Genomic DNA, 18,349 nt, shown 5'->3' with positions numbered 1-18,349 from the left:
ATCCCGCCCTGCTCCGAGCAGGCATGCAGGAACCAGGTCTTCGACCACATTCTTGGCGGCCCTGGCCGCCGCAGCGCTTTTCACCACGGGATGGTTCGTGACGCCCGCGGACGCAGTGCCACCCGGGAAGCCGGATCCGTCGCCGACGAGCCCGCCTGTGCTCACCCCTGATGACGGCGCCTATCTCGAAGGCAACCAGACCGTCGCCGCAGTCCCGACCGTCGCCGACGACGACGTGACCGGCCTGACGATCGACGGTAAGGCCCTCGATGCCGACCAGACCATGGGCGTGTCTCGGCTGAGCTTCGACGTGGGCAGCAACTCGACCGAGGCCCGCTACCACAACTACGTCCTGGTCAATGGTGAGCACCGGATCGACATTCCCGACCTGGTCAACGAGCGGGCCAGCCTCGACATCCCGAACGAGCACCTGGTCCAGGGCGAGAACACGATCGAGGTCATCACCGGGACGATCACCACGTCGTGCGGGGTCAACCACGACGACTTCGTGCTGTCGAACTTTGGGCTGGAATTGCTGGGCGAGGTGGCCGACGGTGAGGAGAACGAGTTCTCCTACGCCTTCGGTGACGGCAATTGTGGCTCCAACAGCTCGCTGCGGCTGGATGCCGAGCTGACCTTCTTCGTCCTCGGCGACCCGCAGCGGACCACTGGCCTGTCTGCGGTTCTGGACACCACAACCATCGGGAATGGCGAGCACGAGATCGTGGCAAGGACCGCCTCGGGGGCGTCGGTGAGCCATACCGTGACGGTCAACAACGCTCCGTCGGGCGCGCCGCGACTGACCCCGGCGGACGGCACGATCGCCCGGGGGACGCAGCCGGTCTTCGCGTCGCTACCGGCCGCCGGCGGCGGGACGGTGGAGTCCCTGACCGTCGACGGCGCGGATGTGCCGAGCCGTCCCACGTTGGGCTCGGGCGACGCGACGTTCAGCTTCACGGTCGGGTCCAACTCTATCGAGGAGCGGTACCACAGCTTCCTACTTGTCAATGGCATGAAGTTCGACATCGGTGGCGACTTCGCCAGCGAGCGGGTGGACGTCCCGGTTCCCAACGAATGGCTGGTTCCGGGGGACAACACCATCAGGTTCGTCACGGGTACGTTCCCCACCTCCTGCGGAAACAACCGGGACGACTACACGATCTCCAATATCGTCCTCACCGCGGCGCACGGCACGGCCGCCGGCCAGGGGCTGCAGACGTCGTACAGCATGGGTGACGGCAACTGTGGCTCGTCGAAGACCGCGCTGCGCGAGGTCGACCTCGCGTTCTCCGTCGACGCGCCCGCGCGCGGGCTGCGCGCCGATCTGGACACCAGCCGGCTCGCCGACGGCCCTCACACGCTCTCGGCCACCTCGGGCACGGGTCAGACCGCCACGCGCACCCTCTTCACGGACAACACCGCCCCGACGATCTCGGCCAGCACGCCGGCCGCCAGCGTGACGATCAGGTCATCGGTGCCGCTGGATGTTCAGCTTGACGATGCCTCGGGCGTCATGTCCGGACCGGACGTCAAGCTCGACGGCACGCGTATCGAGCTGGGTGCCCTCGTCGGACCCGGGCTTTCCGCCGGTGAGCACACCCTCGCCGTCACGGGCACGGATTCGCTCGGCAACACTGCCACCCGCGAGATCGTGTTCCAGTCAGCGGGCATCCCGGACGACCCGACCGGCCTGTCGCCTGCATCGGGTGCCACCGACGTGCAGACGACGACGACTCTGGAGGCCAGGGTCGGTGAGCCCGATGGTGGTCCGGTGACCGCGACGTTCTCGCAGACCGAGATCCTCACCCCCGCTCAGGGGTGGCAGGGCTCCACCTCGTCGATCCCGACTACGCAGCGAGTCCCTGGTGAGCAGAACATCGGTGACACCAAGGTGCTTGCACCCGGTGACACCGGCGTGCTGGAGTCGCTGGCCGGTCGGGACGTGACCTACCAGCGGTTCGACGTCCAGGTGGAGGGCTCAATTGAGTCCCCGGTGCTGCGCTGGGAGGGCGTCATCGACCCCGCCCGGGTCGTCTCGCTACGTGCGTGGAACCTGCAGACACAGCGCTGGGACGCGCTGGCTAGCCGCCGGGGTGCGGTCGAGGACTCCACTGTGCTGACGGCGACGGTGGGCCCGCACTACATCGACGAGCAGCAAGTGCACGTCCTGGTCACGGGCGAGGACCCGTTCGCCGACGACATCGACCCCGGCTCGAAGGACCACTTCGACGACCCGGCCGCCTACGACTTCTCGATCGTCCACTTCACCGACACCCAGTACCTCTCGGAGGGTGCCGTGGAGCAGGAGACCGCCGAGGAGCGTGCCGTCTGGGAGTCGGCGTACGCCGGCATCGTCGACTGGATCATCGAGAACGACGAACAGCGCAAGATTGCGTACGTCGCCCACACCGGCGACATCATCGAGAACAACATCCGCAAGCCTGCGACGCCCGAGCTTGAGGAACAGGTGGTCGGCGAGTTCGAGGTCTCCTCGAAGCAGCAGCGGGTGCTCGACGACGCGGGCGTCGCCAACGGCGTGATCGCGGGCAACCACGACAACCAGTCCGGCACGGAGAACGGCCCAGGCGCGATCTACAACCAGTACTACGGCCCCGACCGCTACGCGGCTGCGTCCGGTCGCTGGAGTGACGCGGAGTACGGCGGCCCGTGGCGTGAGGGAGACAATCAGAACCACTACGACCTGTTCTCGGCCGGCGGTCTGGACTTCGTTGTCGTGGGCCTGTCCTACGGCGTGACCCGGGACGAGGGAGAGTGGGCCGACTCGATCTTCAAGAGGTTCCCGGACCGCAACGGCATCCTGCTGTCGCACGACTACCTGGCGCCGTCGAGCAAACCGGACGGTCGCGGCGCGACGTTCTCCGCGCCGGACGGCTCGATGCTCTACAACACGGTGGTCCAGGACAACCCGAACGTGTTCCTCATCCTGGCCGGCCATGAGCACGGTGTGGGAACGAACGTGAAGCCCGAGGTCGGCGAGGTCGGCAACGGGGTGGTCGAGCTGCTGGCGGACTACCAGTTCTACACCGTGTCAGCGGACCGGCTGGGGCTCACGGAGGTCGGCGGCTACGAGCCGAACGCCCAGCTCCAGTTCGGCGCAAGCTTCCTCCGGATGCTCCAGTTCGACGTGGACCGTGGCGAAATGTCCGTGGATACCTACTCCCCGATGCTCGACGATTTCGGTGCCACCGAGTACGACGGCAACCACCGCTACAACGGGCTCGAGGACAACATGGTGCTCCCGGTCGATCTCACCAGCCGCACCACAAGCTTCAGCACCGATTCGGTGGCGCTCTACGCACCGGTCGGCGTGATCGGCGAAACCCAGGTCCCGTCGGGCGAAATGGCGTCGGTGACATGGCAGGGCCTCAAGCCGGGGACGGCCTACGCCTGGATAGTCACGGCGCAGTCGACGGGTGGTGGCACCACGTCGTCGCGGCCGAGCGTCTTCGCAACCCGCGAGCGGTGACCGTCCAGCGACTCCTCGGCCAGGCCGCTGTCCTCCTGGGCTCGATCGCCGTGCTGTTCGCGCCCGCCATCCCAGCGGATGCTCATGACTCGACGACGACCGCCTACGCCGAGGTGACGGGTACCGGCATCGACGTCGAAGCCGTCCTCGAGCTGGAGTACGACCTGCTCATGAAGTCGGCGTGGCTCTACTCCGAGGCATACCAGGCCACCGGGCGTGCCGAGCAGCTACGCCAGCTCGAACTGAACGCCGACGCGGTGGCCGCCTACATCGTCGACCGGTTCCAGGTCTCATACGACGACCGACTGTGCAAGGCCCGACCGTCCGGCCCGGCGGACGTGAGCGTCCGCAGCGGCAGGGCCTTCGCGGTGCTCACCTTCGCCTACGACTGCGACGGGGCCGCCGTCGGCGTCCACGCCATCTTCAGCGCGCTCTTCCCCGATGGCGAGAGTTTCGTCCACAGCACGAAGACAATCGTCCACTACGACGTCGGCGGCGTGCAGGGTTCGGCCGCCCTCGATGCCGCGCAATCCCAGCAGGAGATCAGCTCTACCGTCAAGGACTCGCCGACCAGTGACGGCGCGACCGTCACCCCTCGCGAACAGCGGCTCGTGCACCAGGTGGGGGCGTTCTTCGTCCTCGGCTGCGAGCACCTCCTACTCGGAGCGGACCACCTCCTGTTCGTTCTCGTCCTGCTCATCAGTTCGCGCGGGCTCCGGGACATCGTGACGGCCGCGTCAGCCTTCACCGCGGCGCACAGCGTCACCTTCCTGCTCGCCGCGGTCGGCGTGATAGACGTGCCGGCGAATGTCGTCGAGCCCCTCATCGCGTTGTCCATCGCCGCGGTAGCCCTGCTCCACCTGGTCGGGCGGGGGGCCGTGGCCCAGCGGACGACACAGCTGCGGTTGCCGGTCGTGTTCGCGTTCGGACTGTTGCATGGGCTGGGCTTCGCTGGGGCGCTGGGCATCGACGCGCGCTGGTCGTGGGAGCTGCTCTGGTCATTGCTGGCGTTCAACATGGGGATCGAGGTGGTGCAACTGGTTCTGATCGCCGTCCTATTCCCACTGCTCATGCTGCTGCGTCGAACCTCGGTGGGCGACCGGGCCATCGCCACGGTAGCCGTCGCGGCCGCAGCCATCGGCATGATCTGGTTTCTCGAGCGGCCAGTTGGGGGCTGACCTGGGAACCGCGGACACCGGCTGAGGCAGGCTTCGGAATCAGTGTGGCTCGGTCGTCCAACGGCGCCTGGTACTCGTGCCATCCGCAGTGCGTATACCGCCCGGTTCGCTGGACTGGATCAGCTGGCCATCCCACAACAGTCGCGCATGGTCGCGACACCGTCTCCCTCCGAGCTCGTCGCAGTAGGTCCGTGCGCTCCGTAAACGTGTCTCGACAGCGTGCGTCCAGCTGCTCGGCCAGCCGCATGGCAACCTGCTTGTCGAAGCCGAACCGTCAGCGGATCACGCCCGCATGCAACCGCGCGGGTTGAGGCTCGCTGCGGCGGTGAGATGCGCGAGCAACTCGCGCACCGTCAAACCCGGTGCACAGCGACGGCGTTACCCACTGCTGGTCACCTAGTCCCCAGCGTTGCCATTCGCCGCACGGCGTGTACGCGGCGAGATCCGACGTCGGCTGGCGAAGCTGCTGGTCACATGACGGATGCCCACTGCCTGTAAAACCGTCGGCTTCGCCTACACTGGTTCGAACCCAGTACCTGCCACACCTCTGAAACGGCCTCTGACCTGCACGTTCAGGTCGGAGGCTTCTTCATGTCATACCCGGCTGGACCCGACCGGATCCGATGATCTACGGCCGCCTGCCCCTAATACGCCCCAAGGTCGGGGTGAGTCGGCGGGCCCCAGGCCGGGCCGCCACGTGAATGCGACATCGCGTGTGTAGGGCTCCGCAGCTGCATGCCAAAGGAGCGGATGAAACATTCATCGGCTGGCAGCTGCTTCAGCCCGCGTCGCAGGCATGCCGTCGGGTGCGGGACTGATGCGTCCTGCTGAGCCGGCGACCCATGCTCGCGACCCGGCTTGACACAGCTGTCCCTCCTGATCGGCGATGTTTGCGCCGGTGAGAGGTGGTCGCGGGACAGGAGGGACAGATTTGGTGAGGAAGGCCTGTGCGGACGGGCAACGATGCGGGTGCCCGCGTCGGCGAGAACCCAGCCCAGTCGACGGATGCGGGAGCGCTGGCGCGACGGCGGCCGAGATGCGACACGGCGAGTCGGGAACGACGGCCGGGCCGTACGTGGACCCGAGGACGCTACTCCAGCCGCCAGTACGTGTGAAGGCGGCGGGCAGCGTCGGCTGCTCACGTGGATCCGCCGTCACCGAGCTGTGTAGCCGCCGTCGACGGGGAGAGCGATTCCGGTGACGAAGCCTGCTCCTGGGCTGCATAGCCAGAGGACGGCGGCTGCGATCTCGTCGGGCCGGCCGAGGCGACCGATGGGCTGGTTCGCGATCGCCTCGTCGTGGTCGAGTTCGCCTTTGGCGATCATGTCGTCGACCATGGGGGTGGCGAAGGTGCCGGGACAGACGGCGTTGATGCGGATGCCGCGGGGCGCGTATTCGAGGGCTGCGCTCGTTGTTAGTCCGATGACCCCGTGCTTGGAGGCATGGTAGGCAGCACGGCCGGGCAGGCCGACGAGGCCGCCGAGGGATGAGCAGTTGACGATGGCGCCGCTGCCCTGGGCGCGCATGGCGGCCAACTCGTGTTTCATGCAGGCCCAGACGCCTCGTAGGTTGACGGCGTTGACGCGGTCGAAGATCTCGGCCGCCTCGTCGGCAGCGTCGGTGGGCGGTACCTGGATGCCGGCATTGTTGAATGCCATGTCGAGACGCCCGTAGGTGTCGACCGCGGTTCGGACGGCGGCGGCGACACTGGCCTCGTCTACGACGTCACACGGCACGGGCATGACGCGGTGACCGGCAGCGGTGAGGGCGTCGGCGTGCTGGGTCAGGGCGGCGGTGTTGATGTCAGCCATCACTACGGCCGCGCCGGCGGCGGCGAAGGCCTGGGTGGTGGCCAGGCCCATGCCGGAGCTGGCGCCGGTGATCAGGGCGACCTGCCCGGAGAAGTCGTAGGTCGGATTCACTGCGTCCTCCTGCACGACGTGATTCTGCTGCTGGGGTGGGCCGGGGTGTCAGTTGTCGAAAGTCGTGACGGTGGCGGTGATCGGGCCGTCCATGTCCGCGATGCGCTCGGCCGCGTCATCGTGCATGTGGCCCAGGACGACGATGCCGTTGTAGTAGGACTGGTCGCCGTAGTAGAGGACGAGATCGTTGCCGGGGGCGTAGTAGCCGACGTCACCGACGTCGGGGTCCGCACCGGCCGGCTGACCCTCCAGGGACAACGGGGAGGGCAGCGGCCCTGTCTTTTCCACCGAACCGTGGTCGGTCATCTCGACGGTGAGCGGCAGTTGCGCAGCCAAATCGCGCGCGGCGGCGCTGTCGTCGAGGGTGGCTTGGAATCGCTGATCACGAATGGTGATGTGAATTCTCATTGCGCCCTCCTGAGTGCGGCGCGTCGGCTGTGAGCTGGGCCCAGCTGTTTCGCTACGGCCTGATGGTCCGGTGGTGGTTGTCGCCGTGGGTTGACCGGTGTGACCTGGGTCGTCGGGGGTGGTGTTGGGTCCGCAGGCAGCCAGGATTAACGCGACGCACGAGGTCAGCACGACCGTGGCGGTACGGCGGACGGCTTTCATTGGTTCTCTCCGGCAGGTCGGGGCACCGGTCGAGGTCGGATCGGTCAGACCGTGAGAAGGACTTTGGTGGCGGTGCGCTGGTCCATGGCTTGGTAGCCCTCGGCTGCCCGCTCCAGCGGCAGGGTGAGGTCGAAGACCTTGCCAGGGTCGATCTTGCGGTCCCAGATGAGCTGGATGAGTTCGGGCAGGTACTGCCGCACCGGGGCCGGGCCGCCGTGGACGTGAACTCCGGCCATGAACAGCTCATCACCGGGAATGGTGACGTCGTGAGAGACGCCGACGAACCCGACGTGACCGCCCGGCCTGGTGGAGTGGATGGCCTGCATCATGGCTTCCTGGGTGCCAACGGCTTCGATGACCGAGTGGGCACCGAGGCCATCGGTGAGGTCCTTGACCCGGGCAACACCGGCGTCCCCTCGTTCTTCGACGATCTCGGTGGCGCCGAACTCCCGGGCGAGGGCCTGTCTGTCGGCGTGGCGGCTGAAGGCGATGATCCGCTCGGCGCCGAGCTGCTTGGCTGCAAGAATGCCGAGCAGCCCGACGGCGCCGTCGCCAACGACGGCCACCGTCTTGCCCGGGCCGGCCTCAGCGGCGACGGCGGCGAACCAGCCGGTGCCGAGCACGTCGGATGCCGCCATCAGCGACGGGATGAGGTCGGGGTCGGGCGTTCCAGGGGTGGCGACCAGGGTGCCGTCGGCTAGCGGGATGCGGGCTCGCTCGGACTGGGTGCCGATGGTGCCCATCAGGACGCGGTTCACGCAGTAGGCCTGGTAGCCGGCTCGGCAGATCTCGCAGGTGTTGTCGGAGGCCCAGAAGGAACCGACGACGAAATCGCCGACCTTGATGTTGCGCACCTGTGGACCTACTTCCTCGACGACGCCGACGTACTCGTGGCCCATCACCTGGTGGTCGACGGGCTCGGCGCCTCGGTAGGGCCACAGATCGCTGCCGCAGATGCAGGTCGCCGACAAGCCGATGATCGCGTCGGCCGGCTCGATGATCTTCGGGTCGTCGCGGTCTTCCACCCGTACGTCCCCGGGCTTGTGCATGACTACTTGGTGCATCGTGCGCTCCTCTTAGGCGTGACGTCGTAACCCCGTGATCGGGCTACTGGGGTTGCCTGGCACCGGTGAAGGGCCACGTCTCGAGTGAACGTGGCCGGTCGCCGCGGTGGAAGTCCCTGTCGATGGGTGTACCCACAGGGCACCCTTCGCGATGACCGCCAGCAGACCGGTCGGACGCCTCGACTACGGAGTGGCGCGAGCGTGCGGGGCGGTAGCGGTCCAGGAGGCGAGGAGATCGAGGGCGCGGGCAGTGGATGAGGCGGGCTCGGCGACGTAGAGGGTGAGAGTCAGGCCAGGGTCGGAGATCAGGTCGACGCTTTCGTAGGCGAGTTCGAGGTCGCCGACGTCGCGGTGATGGAAGTGTTTGGTGCCGGCGCCGTGGTAGCGCACGTTGTGGCTGCCCCAGCGGCGGCGGAACTCCTCACTGCGGGTAGACAGTTCACCAACGAGGTCGTGGAGATCTTTGTCGTGGGGGTCGCGGCCGGCCTCGGTGCGCAAGATGGCGACGCAGGTGTCGGCGGCACCGTCCCAGTCGGGGTAGAAGTCGTGGGCGGCATCGAGGTCGAGGAAGGTGAACCGGGCGAAGTTGGGCCGTTCTACTGCACCACGGCCACCATTGGGATCTGCGACCGTGGTGTCGTAAAGGGAGGCGTGCATGGCGCGGCCGAGGTGGTTGCAGGCGAGCAGATCCATGCGGCCGTTGCGGACGATCGCGGCCGCTGTGAACCTGTCGAGTACCCATTGCAGGCTCGGGCGTGGCGTCCAGCGCTTGCCGGCGCGGCGGCGGGGACGCATCCCGGCGCTGGTGCCGTCGGCGGCGTGGGCCAGGTGGAACAGGTGGGCGCGTTCGGCGTCGTCGAGTTGCAGGGCGCGGGCGATCGCGTCCAGGACGGAGGCGGACACGCCGCCGAGCGCCCCGCGTTCGAGCTTGGCGTAGTACTCGACGCTGACCCCGGCGAGCGCGGCGACCTCGGCGCGGCGTAGACCGGGCACCCGGCGAGTGCCGACGTCGGGCATACCTGCCTGCTGGGGTGTGATCTTGGCTCGCCGCGAGATCAAGAACTCACGGACCTCGGCACGGTTATCCACAGCACCGACCGTACGACGCGTCCCGGCCGGCTGGGATGCCCTATCAGTACGCCCCTCGACAGAGACTCCCTCATCGGTTCCGCGCGGCGTTGACTGTAACCGGCCGAGCCGCGGACGGATCCCGCTCGACCGCCGCTGCCGGCTACCAAGCCATTGGACACCCGACAAAGCGGATCAATATCCCTCATCACTCAATACCGTGAAGAAGTAAAGGACTCGACAGTGACGACAAAGTCAAAGATCGCCTCGCTTGCACTAGGACTTGCACTTGCGCTTGCCCTCCTGACTTCTGCACCATCGTTCGCCCAGCAGAGCATGTCTTCACAGGGCACGGCTCCCCTCGTTGGCGCGTGGCGAATGACCTCATTGGAGGTCGGCACCGAAGGGAACCTCGAACCTGTGCCGTACTCCGGCCAGATCGTCTTCACCAAGTCCGGCACCATGTCGGTTCAGGCCATGAACCCCGAGCCCGACGCTCCGGACACGCCGTACACGTTGAACGGCTACGAAGCCTTCTACGGGACCGTCTCTGTCGACCGATCCGCCGGCACGTTCGCCGTGAATGTCGAGTCGTCACTGGTGCGCGACCTGATCGGGCAGCGCCTGACCCGCGTCTTCGAAGTGTCAGGCGACACACTGGTCCTCACGCCGCCAGATCCAGCAGAAGGCTGGCGAGCCACATACGAGCGCATCTAGCCGGAACGGCGCCGCTCACCAGCGGGGCGGCCGAGCGGCGCTGGCCTTTGCGATCGCCTGCCCAGAAATGGTCAGGCAAAGGCACGCACGAGCCGCCTAACCCGTCACTGTCCCGAATGCGCCCCGAGAGGCTGCGTCGTGGAGACGTTCGTGCAGGTCAGGCGTGCCTGGGGGTCGGTGCCGTCGCGCCCATCCTCCTCGAGGGCCCGCTCGATGCGCTTCCTCGCGATCTCGTCCCGGCCCGCGACGCACCGTACGTAGACCCTCAGGAGGACCGCGACGCTGTGGCCTGCCCATGCCGCGACCTGTGCCGGATCGACGCCGACGGTGCGGGAGCGCGCGAGGAACGCTCGTCGGGTTCGATGACGAGCACCTCGGCACCCAGTTGTCGTACGCGGATGTGGGCATTCTCTTGGTCGCCGGTGTCGAAGACGGGGTTCGGCGAGAACGACATCCGCATCGACACGGTCAGCGGAGCGAAGTCATCCCGACCCAAGCTGGACTGTGCGCTTATGGGTCGCGCCTTCGGCGCCGTTGCTGGATGAGCGATCCTGCGACAGATGATGCGAGCAGCAGTGCAAGACCGATCTTGATGGTGGTGGTCGCGATGGCACCCCAGTTAGGGGGCCAGTCCGGCTCGGAAAAGTCTCGCGACGGCCGCTGGAGCAGCGCTGTCGCGAACGTGTACTCGTCGGAGGCTTGTCCGAGGGGTAGCCGAGTTCTCACCGTGCCGCGATCGACGTCAAGGACCTGGAGCGACCTGTCTGGTACGTCAGTCTCCGATTCAGCTCCCAATGCCTGAGGTTCGACATGGAGCACCACGATGCGCGAGTCGTCCAACCACGCTGCGACCTGGTTCAGTCCGGGCCTGTCGATATGCAGGCGGGAGTCGTTGCGTGGGTCGATCACAACGATGGGCGCGTCCTCGTTCAGGTCGTCGGATCCGATGGCGATCCGTGCACCGGTCGGGGACCACGCGGCAGTGCCCATTGGTCGTCCCAACTCCACTCGAGTGAGCTGGGGACGGTGGTCGGGATCCCACGACCACGCGAAGTCGAACCCGACGACACCAACCCGGCCGTCATCGCTGACGGCGGGGCTGCCGTCGGCTTGGGGGAAGGGGAGCACCGTCGCCGATCCATCGTGGACGTCGAGCCGTTCAATGCGCATCTGACCATCGGCGCTGCTGCCGTCCCACACTTTGTGGTTCGTGAGCGTGTAGGTGAGGAACCTGCCGTTGGGTGACCAGGAGACCTGGCCTGCCTCGACACCTTGACCACCGGGTCTGGCATAGCGCCGCACCTCACCGGTCATCAGGTCCACGACGGCAACTCCGCTGGGGACGCGGGGGTTGTCGTTCTCGGGCACTGCAGCGTGCCAGGCGTAGGCGAGCTTCGTGCCATCAGGGGAGAGCGCCATCATGCGGTGCTCGATCATGTAGGCGAACTCGATCAGGCCTGGTAGGCGCACCCGGCGATACTGGCCGTCCACGGCGGAGACGAGCACAACTGCCTCGGAATCGCCGTAGTACGCCACTGCCACGGGTCCTATCGCGAGGTTGTCCTCCACGCCGTTGACGTGCTCGGGGACGCGATAGAGGCGCGACGGCATGGCCGGGACGTCGTTCTCGGTTACGGGTGTAACGAGGTCGGTGCGCCACTTGCCGTCGGCGCTCAGCACCGATATGCCCGCCACGATCAAAACCACGAGGGCCACCGCGCCCGCGGCGACCAGCATCCGGTCGCGGCGTCGGGCCCGCCTGGCGCGTCGGAACAGGTCGTGGTCAACACGCGGCCGGGGAGCGTCGTCGGCGAGCCGTTCGAGTAGATCATGGAGTCGTTCGGTCATTCCGGCTCACCGCCGGCTCCCACCAACCCGGCCAGGTCGGGCGCCAGCACCCGCAGACGGGCCAGGGCCTGCCGGGTGAGTGACTTCACCGTGCCGACGCCGATGTCGAGCACCGCCGCGGTCTGCCGTTCGGTGAGGTCTTCGTAGAAGCGGAGAACCAGCACGGTCCGCTGCCTAGGCGTCAGCCGTGCGAGCGCTTTGGCGAGGGTGACCCGCATGGCGACGTCGGCGTCGGTCGTGACACGGTCGTCGGATAGCTCGTCGTACGCCGACTCGCGGACCCGTCGGCGGCGCCAGCGCGAGACGCTCTCGTGGTACATCACCCGGCGTACGTACGCCTCGTGGGCGCCATCGATCCGGCTCCACCGCCGAGCAGTGTTGAACAGGGAAGTCTGCAGAAGGTCCTCCGCCAATTGCGCGTCGCCGGTGAGCAGATACGCCGTCCGCATCAACGCCTGAGAACGGGTCGACACGAACACGTTGAACGCCTCCTCCTGCGTGATCTCCACGGGCACCTCCCCTCACAGACCTAGACGACGTGACCTCGCCCGCCGGAGGTCACCGGCACCGGAGAAATCGCGACACGACACAGAACCTGACGATGGCAGGCTCACTGCAGGCGCCGGGCACGAGCCATGTACAGCGGCACCTGTCCGGGCTTGGCAGGGCCGGCGACCTGGACCCAGTCACCGGCTTCGTCGGAGCGGAGGCCGCAGTCGCGGTACGGCAGGGGTGGGCAAGCCGCCACATGATGCGGGGAGCAGTAGGTGGATCGGTCCGGCCGCCCAGCGGAACCGAAGGTTACGAACACCCGCCTGTTGATCTTCATCGGCCGTGTGGGTTCTTCAGAGGGCTCTGACGGGCAGCGCGGCGCAACAGGTAGAGGGCCACCGCGATCGGTGCGAGGAGCAGAATCACCAGCAGCGGGGTGCCGAGCCACTCCGGTAGGGCAAATCCGCTGCAGGACCGTGTAAGTGTCTCGGTCGTCTGTGGCTTGCCTGCTTCATCAAAGTCGGTGTCGATGTATTCCGTGCAGGTTTTGGTCGTGATCGACATCGAAAACCACACTGCCGCCAGGCCGCCTGGCCATACGAGGGAGCCGAGAAGCTTGTCGAGTACCGACCACCGGGTTGATACCCACGTCATGACGGCACCGGCAATCCAGCCGACGCCGAGCAGGAATCCGCCGCCGAGCAGAAGTATGACCGCGATCATCTCGAAGACTGGAGTCCTGGTATTCGCCGGAGGCGGGCCTTCATCGGCCGCGACTGGTCTGGCTCCGTCCGCGGGGGCGCCTGAGTCCATCGCTTCTAGGACGATGTGCTCTGGATCGCCGAGCCGTTCGACGGCTTCGCGTGCTCGACGATCGTCATTAGGGGCAAGGGTGGTCTTCACCTCGTCCAGGTGCTCGCGGATCTGGGACAGCAGCTCCTCGCGCCGGCTGGCCGGGAGCTTCTGCGCCGCACCTTCTAACCGGCGGAGGTAGTCGTCGAAGACGGTTGCGGCGTCGTTCATGTCAGCTCTCCGTTCGACCTGCCAGGAATAGGTCAACACCGTCGCGGAAGCGAACCCACTCTTCGGCGAAGTCGTCCAGCGAACCCCGGCCAGCACGGGTCAGTCGGTAGTAGCGCCGGGGCGGACCAGCCGAGGACTCCTGCCAGGTCGTCTCAACCAGTCCCTGTCGTCGTAACCGCGCGAGCAGCGGATAGATCGTCCCCTCACTCGTCACCATCCCGTCGACCGTGCCGAGTACCCGTACGAGCTCAAAGCCGTAGCGTTCCCGGTCGCGGAGGACGGCGAGGACGCAGTAGGCCAAAGTGCCGCGCCGCATCTGCGTGAGCACATTGCGTGCACCGCCTGGTTCCATGCGTCGCATAGTAGCGTCGGGAGGGTCCGGCGGTCGGGGACAACGGTGCAGGCAAGACCACGTTGGTCAAACTGCTGGCCGGTCTCTACCAACCCACCCACCGGCCGGATCAGCATCGACGGGGCGAATCTGGCCGCACTCGACCCCGACCGGTGGCGGCAACGCGTCTCCGCCGGCTTCCAGGACCACGCCCGATTCGAGTTCCTCGCCCGGGAAGCCGTCGGCATCGGTGATCTGACCTCCATCGACGACCCACGTGCAGTCGCCGCAGCACTCGACCGCGCCGGCGCTACCGATGTTCCCCACACTCTTCCCGCCGGCCTCGACACCCAACTCGGGCCCAACTGGCCTGGCGGCACCGACCTGTCCGGCGGACAATGGCAGAAGATCGCACTCGGCCGTGCCATGATGCGTCGCCACCCGCTCCTGCTACTTCTCGACGAGCCGACCGCGGCGCTGGACGCCGACACCGAACACCGCCTCTTCGAACGCTGGACCTCCGCAGCGACGCAGCTGCGACACGACACCGGCGCCATCACCATCCTGGTTTCCCACCGCTTCTCCACTGTCCGCATGGCCGACCACATCATCGTCCTCGACCGCGGCCGCATCACCGAAACCGACAGCCAGGACCAGCTCCTCGCCCACGGCGGCCTCTATGCCGAACTCTTCAACCTCCAAGCCCGCTCCTATCGGTAGCGCATCGTGCGCCCGGCGCCCGAAAGCCGGACGTGCTTCGGGTGGTGTCTCCTGCGACAAGTGGCGCGTCTTCGTGCAGGATCGAGCCGCGGAGGGACCAGAAACTATGGAGCGGTGTGACGTAGCGAACGTCCGGTCAGGATGCTCCCAGCTCGGCGAGCGCGTGGCGCAGGAAGACGGTCGCCCGGTCTGTGAACTGCTCCGGATTGACGATGACTCCCTGCAGTCGGTAGCCCCTGAGCACCCGTGTCATTTTGCGGAGGGCGTCGAGCCCCAAGATGAGGTCGAAGACCGGGAGGTCGGCCGGTTCCGCACCAGCGACGGCGGCGTAGTGGTGGGTCAGCCGGTCGGCGGCTGCGGGCCCGAGGAGGAGGGCCATGTCCACCCGACAAGTGGCGAGGTCGAACGATGCCGGGCCGAGCCGGGACTCGCACCAGTCCGCGATGCCGGTGAGCTGGCCGCGGCACCACAAGGTGTTGCCGGGGTGGAAGTCGCCGTGGATCAGGACCGGCTGCCAGGACACGCCGGGAAGGTGGCGCTGGATCGCCGCGACGGTCTGGTCGGTCAAGGGGCTCGGACTGCGTAGCTTGGGCGGCCGCCAGGTCTGGACCCACGACGGACGCAGGAGCGGGCCCTCGGCGCCGGTGGTGTCGGTGTGGTGGATGGCGACGAGTGCGTACGCGAGCTGCTGGAGCCACCCGTCGACGTCTGTGGGACGGAGGTTCAGGCGCCCGGGCAGTCGGGTCATGGCGAGTGACGGCATGTCGAGCCAGCGGCCCTCGGTGTCGAGGGTGAGCGGCCGCGGCACCGGAGCGTCCACCCGCTGAGCGAAGCCAAGCCGCTCCCACTCGAACCGAACCGCATTGCTACGCCGACGCCGGAACCGCTTGACGACGACTGACCCGTCGGTGGTCTCGATCGCGAAGGTCTCGGCGGCCATGCCACCACCGATGCGGCAGACCCCGCGTACCGAGGCACATGGCACGGTCTCGGCGACCACCGCCGCCCACCCGGGGTGATCGCTGGCCATCAGGTCGCGCGTCACGTGGCAAGCTGCATCTCCGCGGCGCGGAGATCTCGCTCGATGCGGTCGGGTCTGTGTGGGAAGTTTTCGATCGATCCGTGCAGGCCGTGAACCGCCCTGTGCGCAAGGTAGGTTCGTAGCAATGCCGGTTCGATCATGGTGGCGAGCACCTCCTCGAGCCGATCGGACGCCGCGTCGTGTCCCTCGTGCCAACGCCCATCGCCGGCGAGGTAGCCGCGCATCCCGAGTAGCGCGTAACGTCGGTCGCCGCGCTCTGCTCCGAAGTTCCAGTCCACGATGCCGCTGATCTCTCCTTGCTCGTCGAAGAGCAGGTTGCCCAGGGAGTAGTCGGTGTGGATGAGATCGTCGCCGGTCATGGCGTAGAGCTCACCACCATCGATCTCGTAGAGCCGCTTGAGTACGCGTCTCGTGCGGTCGCTGTACTGGCCGAGCGTCTCCTCCCATCGGTGGCCGCCACCATCCGGCGTCGGAAAGGCGGCAGACGTCGGTATGTCGAGCCGGTCCGCAAGCAGATGTGCGAACCGCTCGTTCGTCTCCACCACCGCGTCAATCACACGTGCGTCGATCCGAGTTGCATGCCTGCCGGGAAGGCGCTCCTGGACGATGGCCACAAGGCCGTCGGAGAGCTGCACGACGAGCTCATGTCGAGCAACCGGCAGCCCAGCCGCCTTGGCAAGGTTCACCGCTTCAGCCGTCTGACGCATCCGGGCCAACGGCAGCTTGGACCTGCTGATCGCACCGTCGCGGCCATCGGGCCAGCGAACGAACGCCGCACTGCTCACGCCTCCCTCTTGCTCGGCCAAGCCAACGAGCTCCAGTCCGCAGCCGCAGCGCTCGTTGATCTCGACCACTGCGGCTGCGGGTGCCCAAGGATTCTCGGAGATCCTGAACTCAAGCCGATGCTCAGTCATGGCGGCTCCCGTCGCAGAGTGGTGAGCACCGACGGTTACACGGACCACTAGCTGGACGCAACCGACAACCATCCGAGGGCTTGACGCATGCGCGCGGCCCGGACCCGGCGTACGCATGCGGATCCGCAACGGACACGCGTCCGAGCTGATCGTTAGGTCAGCTGGTCAGAGCGGCCGGCTTCGATGCGTGACCACTGGGCGATGGGGCGTCCGTTCGTACGCCAGGTATCGGGATTCTCGGCGCTGTACCAGGGTTGGGGCCAGCCGCCGGGGGAGTCCTCCCACGCCTCCTGGCGCCCGTAGACGGTCATGTCCTGCAGCCCGAGGGTGGGGGCCATGATCTCGACACCGCGACCACCGGTGTAGTACGTCTCGAACACCCGCTCCCCGTCGCGGACATAGCAGACGAGATGGTGTGTCTGCCAGTCGCGACCCTCCAGGAGTCGTGGCGCGGTCTTCTCGGCCGAGTACCACGGCATATCCAAGCCCAGGAAGTCCCGGTAACGGACGCTTTCGGCGTACGGGCCCTTGCAGAGGACGGCGTAGGTGATGTCGCGGGAGTGGAGGTAGGACAGCTCGCGGACCTGGCAGTTGAAGAACGTGCACCCCTCGCACTGCTCCGTGGCGGGCTGGTCGGGCCACCAGGCGTGGAAGTAAGCGATCAGCTGCTTGCGACCTTCGAAGACGTCGAGGATCGGGATCGGCCCGTGAGCACCGATCACCTCGATGGTGGCGTCGATCTCCACCATTGGCAGCCGCCGCCGCGCCGCCGCGATCGCGTCCCCTTCGCGGGTGTGCGCCTTCTCCCGTGCGAACAGTGCCTCCCGCGCCTCCTGCCAGGTCCTTCTGTCCACCACAGGCGGGAGGCCCGTGCTGGTTGGTTGGTCGTTCATGATCGCCTCCATGCATCCGTTGCGGTTTACCCACCGACGAACGGGGCTATACGGGATTCGACATCTGGTGGCTCACATTTTCATTTGCCATGGCCCAGACCGAGCGTGCTCCCATTACCCACGAGAATGGCAGGGGGGAACCCTGCTCTTGGCGTCGGCCAGCCGTGGCCGCTCGTCAGCCGCCGCCTGGTGCGTCATTTGGCTGGCCGCCAGTGATGGCCCGCTGCTCCTGGTCGACGATCTCCCCGAACTCCTGGAGGTCGTCGTAGTCGCTGAGGACGACGCCGACCCAACTCCTCCAGCGGCCAACGGCGCGGCGTCGAGCGTGCCGAGCAGCGTGCGCCGACGCCACGGCGAGGCGGAACCGGTGTCATTCATGCGGGCTGGTTCGTCATGGTGGCCATGCCTACCAGCGTCCGCATATCGCGGGCGTATCGAAAATCGCATACGCCACCGCGACAGTCTTCGGTCCGCAGTGCGATCGTGGTCTTGGATACTGTAAAGCGCTCTGTGGGCATGGCCGCCAGGATGATGTCCGTGCCGTCGATGTATTGCCAAGGCGAGCCCGGTCTGGCCCGGAGAACTCGCGCGCAGGTGGTCGTCGATCGGTCGACGCCTGGAGCCGTCGGCCGTGAGCCGGACCGGCTGGTTCTGGGAGATGGTTGATGATCGGTTGCGCAGCGACGTCAAGGTCGTGACCTCGCTCGGCTGGTGAGATCCGATACCGGCGATGGCCGATTGGCCGTACCGTTCGCTCGGCCCACTTTGAGGCGACCTATCAGGACAGAGGGCGGAGCCGCGCGGCTGGGAGCCCGACCACCCACGACTCGAATCCTTGTCGCGCCGGCTTCCTGATGGCATGCCGCCGTCGAGCGGTTCGTCCGGCAACTGTGACGCGGGTCGTGTCGTGCGCGACGGGTCGCCGCTGGCAGGGCATTACCAGCGGTTATTGGATCTTCACCCGCGCCTGCCGGAGGCTATTGGTGTAGGCAGAGGAGTCCCGCAGCTAACGGATTCCTACTCATGGAATCCCGGCTCGGG

The 18,349-nt window shown here is 67.0% G+C and carries 17 protein-coding genes; 4 read left to right on the top strand and 13 right to left on the bottom strand.

Annotation, left to right across the window (positions count from 1 at the left end):
• Nucleotides 1-97: 97 nt before the first annotated feature.
• Together ABNF93_RS29600 and ABNF93_RS29595 are read left to right on the top strand one after the other, a co-directional pair.
• Nucleotides 98-3,487, top strand: coding sequence for a metallophosphoesterase (locus ABNF93_RS29600; protein WP_349331515.1), 3,390 nt, complete (start codon nucleotides 98-100; stop codon nucleotides 3,485-3,487).
• Nucleotides 3,484-4,665: a HupE/UreJ family protein gene (locus tag ABNF93_RS29595; RefSeq protein ID WP_349331514.1), complete on the top strand. Its 1,182-nt coding sequence runs from the start codon at nucleotides 3,484-3,486 to the stop codon at nucleotides 4,663-4,665. The genes ABNF93_RS29600 and ABNF93_RS29595 overlap by 4 nt, the downstream gene beginning before the upstream one ends.
• Before the next feature lie 1,154 nt (nucleotides 4,666-5,819).
• Here the strand turns inward: ABNF93_RS29595 and ABNF93_RS29590 are convergent.
• The 4 genes from ABNF93_RS29590 to ABNF93_RS29575 form a co-directional block, all read right to left on the bottom strand.
• Nucleotides 5,820-6,602 carry a glucose 1-dehydrogenase gene (locus ABNF93_RS29590; RefSeq protein ID WP_349331513.1) on the bottom strand — a complete coding sequence of 261 codons (783 nt, stop codon included), beginning with the start codon at nucleotides 6,600-6,602 and terminating at the stop codon, nucleotides 5,820-5,822.
• 33 nt (nucleotides 6,603-6,635) lie between these two features.
• Nucleotides 6,636-6,995, bottom strand: a complete 360-nt coding sequence (locus ABNF93_RS29585; protein WP_349331512.1) for a cyclophilin-like fold protein — start codon at nucleotides 6,993-6,995, stop codon at nucleotides 6,636-6,638.
• A 245-nt stretch (nucleotides 6,996-7,240) separates the two neighbouring features.
• Nucleotides 7,241-8,260 (bottom strand): zinc-dependent alcohol dehydrogenase family protein, encoded by a 1,020-nt coding sequence (locus tag ABNF93_RS29580; protein ID WP_349331511.1) that lies wholly within the window; start codon nucleotides 8,258-8,260, stop codon nucleotides 7,241-7,243.
• 183 nt (nucleotides 8,261-8,443) lie between these two features.
• Nucleotides 8,444-9,349 carry a helix-turn-helix transcriptional regulator gene (locus ABNF93_RS29575; RefSeq protein ID WP_349331510.1) on the bottom strand — a complete coding sequence of 302 codons (906 nt, stop codon included), beginning with the start codon at nucleotides 9,347-9,349 and terminating at the stop codon, nucleotides 8,444-8,446.
• A 357-nt stretch (nucleotides 9,350-9,706) separates the two neighbouring features.
• On the opposite strand from ABNF93_RS29575, the gene ABNF93_RS29570 reads away from it, so the two are divergent.
• Complete coding sequence (locus ABNF93_RS29570; RefSeq protein WP_502877648.1) at nucleotides 9,707-10,045, top strand: lipocalin-like domain-containing protein; 339 nt, start codon at nucleotides 9,707-9,709, stop codon at nucleotides 10,043-10,045.
• A gap of 265 nt (nucleotides 10,046-10,310) precedes the next feature.
• Here ABNF93_RS29570 and ABNF93_RS29565 read toward each other — a convergent pair whose 3' ends face one another.
• The 5 genes from ABNF93_RS29565 to ABNF93_RS29545 form a co-directional block, all read right to left on the bottom strand.
• Entirely contained in the window at nucleotides 10,311-10,541 is a 231-nt protein-coding gene (locus ABNF93_RS29565; protein ID WP_349331509.1) for a hypothetical protein, read from the bottom strand.
• A 14-nt stretch (nucleotides 10,542-10,555) separates the two neighbouring features.
• On the bottom strand, nucleotides 10,556-11,893 hold the full coding sequence (locus ABNF93_RS29560) for a TolB family protein (protein WP_349331508.1): 1,338 nt from the start codon (nucleotides 11,891-11,893) through the stop codon (nucleotides 10,556-10,558).
• On the bottom strand, nucleotides 11,890-12,402 hold the full coding sequence (locus tag ABNF93_RS29555; protein WP_349331507.1) for a SigE family RNA polymerase sigma factor: 513 nt from the start codon (nucleotides 12,400-12,402) through the stop codon (nucleotides 11,890-11,892). The genes ABNF93_RS29560 and ABNF93_RS29555 overlap by 4 nt, the downstream gene beginning before the upstream one ends.
• 316 nt (nucleotides 12,403-12,718) lie before the next feature.
• On the bottom strand, nucleotides 12,719-13,408 hold the full coding sequence (locus ABNF93_RS29550) for an HAAS signaling domain-containing protein (protein ID WP_349331506.1): 690 nt from the start codon (nucleotides 13,406-13,408) through the stop codon (nucleotides 12,719-12,721).
• 1 nt (nucleotide 13,409) lies between these two features.
• The gene (locus ABNF93_RS29545; RefSeq protein WP_349331505.1) at nucleotides 13,410-13,760 is read right to left on the bottom strand and encodes a PadR family transcriptional regulator; all 351 of its coding nucleotides are present in this window, start codon (nucleotides 13,758-13,760) and stop codon (nucleotides 13,410-13,412) included.
• A 108-nt stretch (nucleotides 13,761-13,868) separates the two neighbouring features.
• Between ABNF93_RS29545 and ABNF93_RS29540 the strand changes: the two genes are divergently transcribed.
• The gene (locus ABNF93_RS29540) at nucleotides 13,869-14,459 is read left to right on the top strand and encodes an ATP-binding cassette domain-containing protein (protein ID WP_349331530.1); all 591 of its coding nucleotides are present in this window, start codon (nucleotides 13,869-13,871) and stop codon (nucleotides 14,457-14,459) included.
• 136 nt (nucleotides 14,460-14,595) lie between these two features.
• On the opposite strand, the gene ABNF93_RS29535 is transcribed toward ABNF93_RS29540, so the two are convergent.
• The 4 genes from ABNF93_RS29535 to ABNF93_RS29520 all read right to left on the bottom strand — a co-directional run bounded on the left by ABNF93_RS29535 (nucleotide 14,596) and on the right by ABNF93_RS29520 (nucleotide 17,660).
• Nucleotides 14,596-15,504, bottom strand: coding sequence for a phosphotransferase family protein (locus ABNF93_RS29535; RefSeq protein ID WP_349331503.1), 909 nt, complete (start codon nucleotides 15,502-15,504; stop codon nucleotides 14,596-14,598).
• Nucleotides 15,501-16,415: a phosphotransferase gene (locus ABNF93_RS29530; RefSeq protein WP_349331502.1), complete on the bottom strand. Its 915-nt coding sequence runs from the start codon at nucleotides 16,413-16,415 to the stop codon at nucleotides 15,501-15,503. The genes ABNF93_RS29535 and ABNF93_RS29530 overlap by 4 nt, the downstream gene beginning before the upstream one ends.
• A 152-nt stretch (nucleotides 16,416-16,567) precedes the next feature.
• On the bottom strand, nucleotides 16,568-17,308 hold the full coding sequence (locus ABNF93_RS29525; protein ID WP_349331501.1) for a DUF899 family protein: 741 nt from the start codon (nucleotides 17,306-17,308) through the stop codon (nucleotides 16,568-16,570).
• Between the two features lie 175 nt (nucleotides 17,309-17,483).
• Complete coding sequence (locus ABNF93_RS29520) at nucleotides 17,484-17,660, bottom strand: hypothetical protein (protein WP_349331500.1); 177 nt, start codon at nucleotides 17,658-17,660, stop codon at nucleotides 17,484-17,486.
• Nucleotides 17,661-18,349 lie beyond the last annotated feature (689 nt).

The organism is Actinopolymorpha sp. B9G3, assembly GCF_040120725.1.
Taxonomy (GTDB): Bacteria; Actinomycetota; Actinomycetes; order Propionibacteriales; family Actinopolymorphaceae; genus Thermasporomyces.
The sequence above is the reverse complement of the archived record's forward strand: the minus strand, read 5'-3'. Positions and strand labels throughout refer to the sequence as shown.

What these genes read in the sequence shown, in the direction of transcription:
- ABNF93_RS29545 (WP_349331505.1), bottom strand. Translation starts at nt 13,760, where the DNA reads ATGGAACCAGGCGGTGCACGCAATGTGCTCACGCAGATGCGGCGCGGC.
- ABNF93_RS29570 (WP_502877648.1), top strand. Translation starts at nt 9,707, where the DNA reads ATGACCTCATTGGAGGTCGGCACCGAAGGGAACCTCGAACCTGTGCCG.
- ABNF93_RS29525 (WP_349331501.1), bottom strand. Translation starts at nt 17,308, where the DNA reads ATGAACGACCAACCAACCAGCACGGGCCTCCCGCCTGTGGTGGACAGA.
- ABNF93_RS29580 (WP_349331511.1), bottom strand. Translation starts at nt 8,260, where the DNA reads ATGCACCAAGTAGTCATGCACAAGCCCGGGGACGTACGGGTGGAAGAC.
- ABNF93_RS29560 (WP_349331508.1), bottom strand. Translation starts at nt 11,893, where the DNA reads ATGACCGAACGACTCCATGATCTACTCGAACGGCTCGCCGACGACGCT.
- ABNF93_RS29530 (WP_349331502.1), bottom strand. Translation starts at nt 16,415, where the DNA reads ATGACTGAGCATCGGCTTGAGTTCAGGATCTCCGAGAATCCTTGGGCA.
- ABNF93_RS29550 (WP_349331506.1), bottom strand. Translation starts at nt 13,408, where the DNA reads ATGAACGACGCCGCAACCGTCTTCGACGACTACCTCCGCCGGTTAGAA.
- ABNF93_RS29585 (WP_349331512.1), bottom strand. Translation starts at nt 6,995, where the DNA reads ATGAGAATTCACATCACCATTCGTGATCAGCGATTCCAAGCCACCCTC.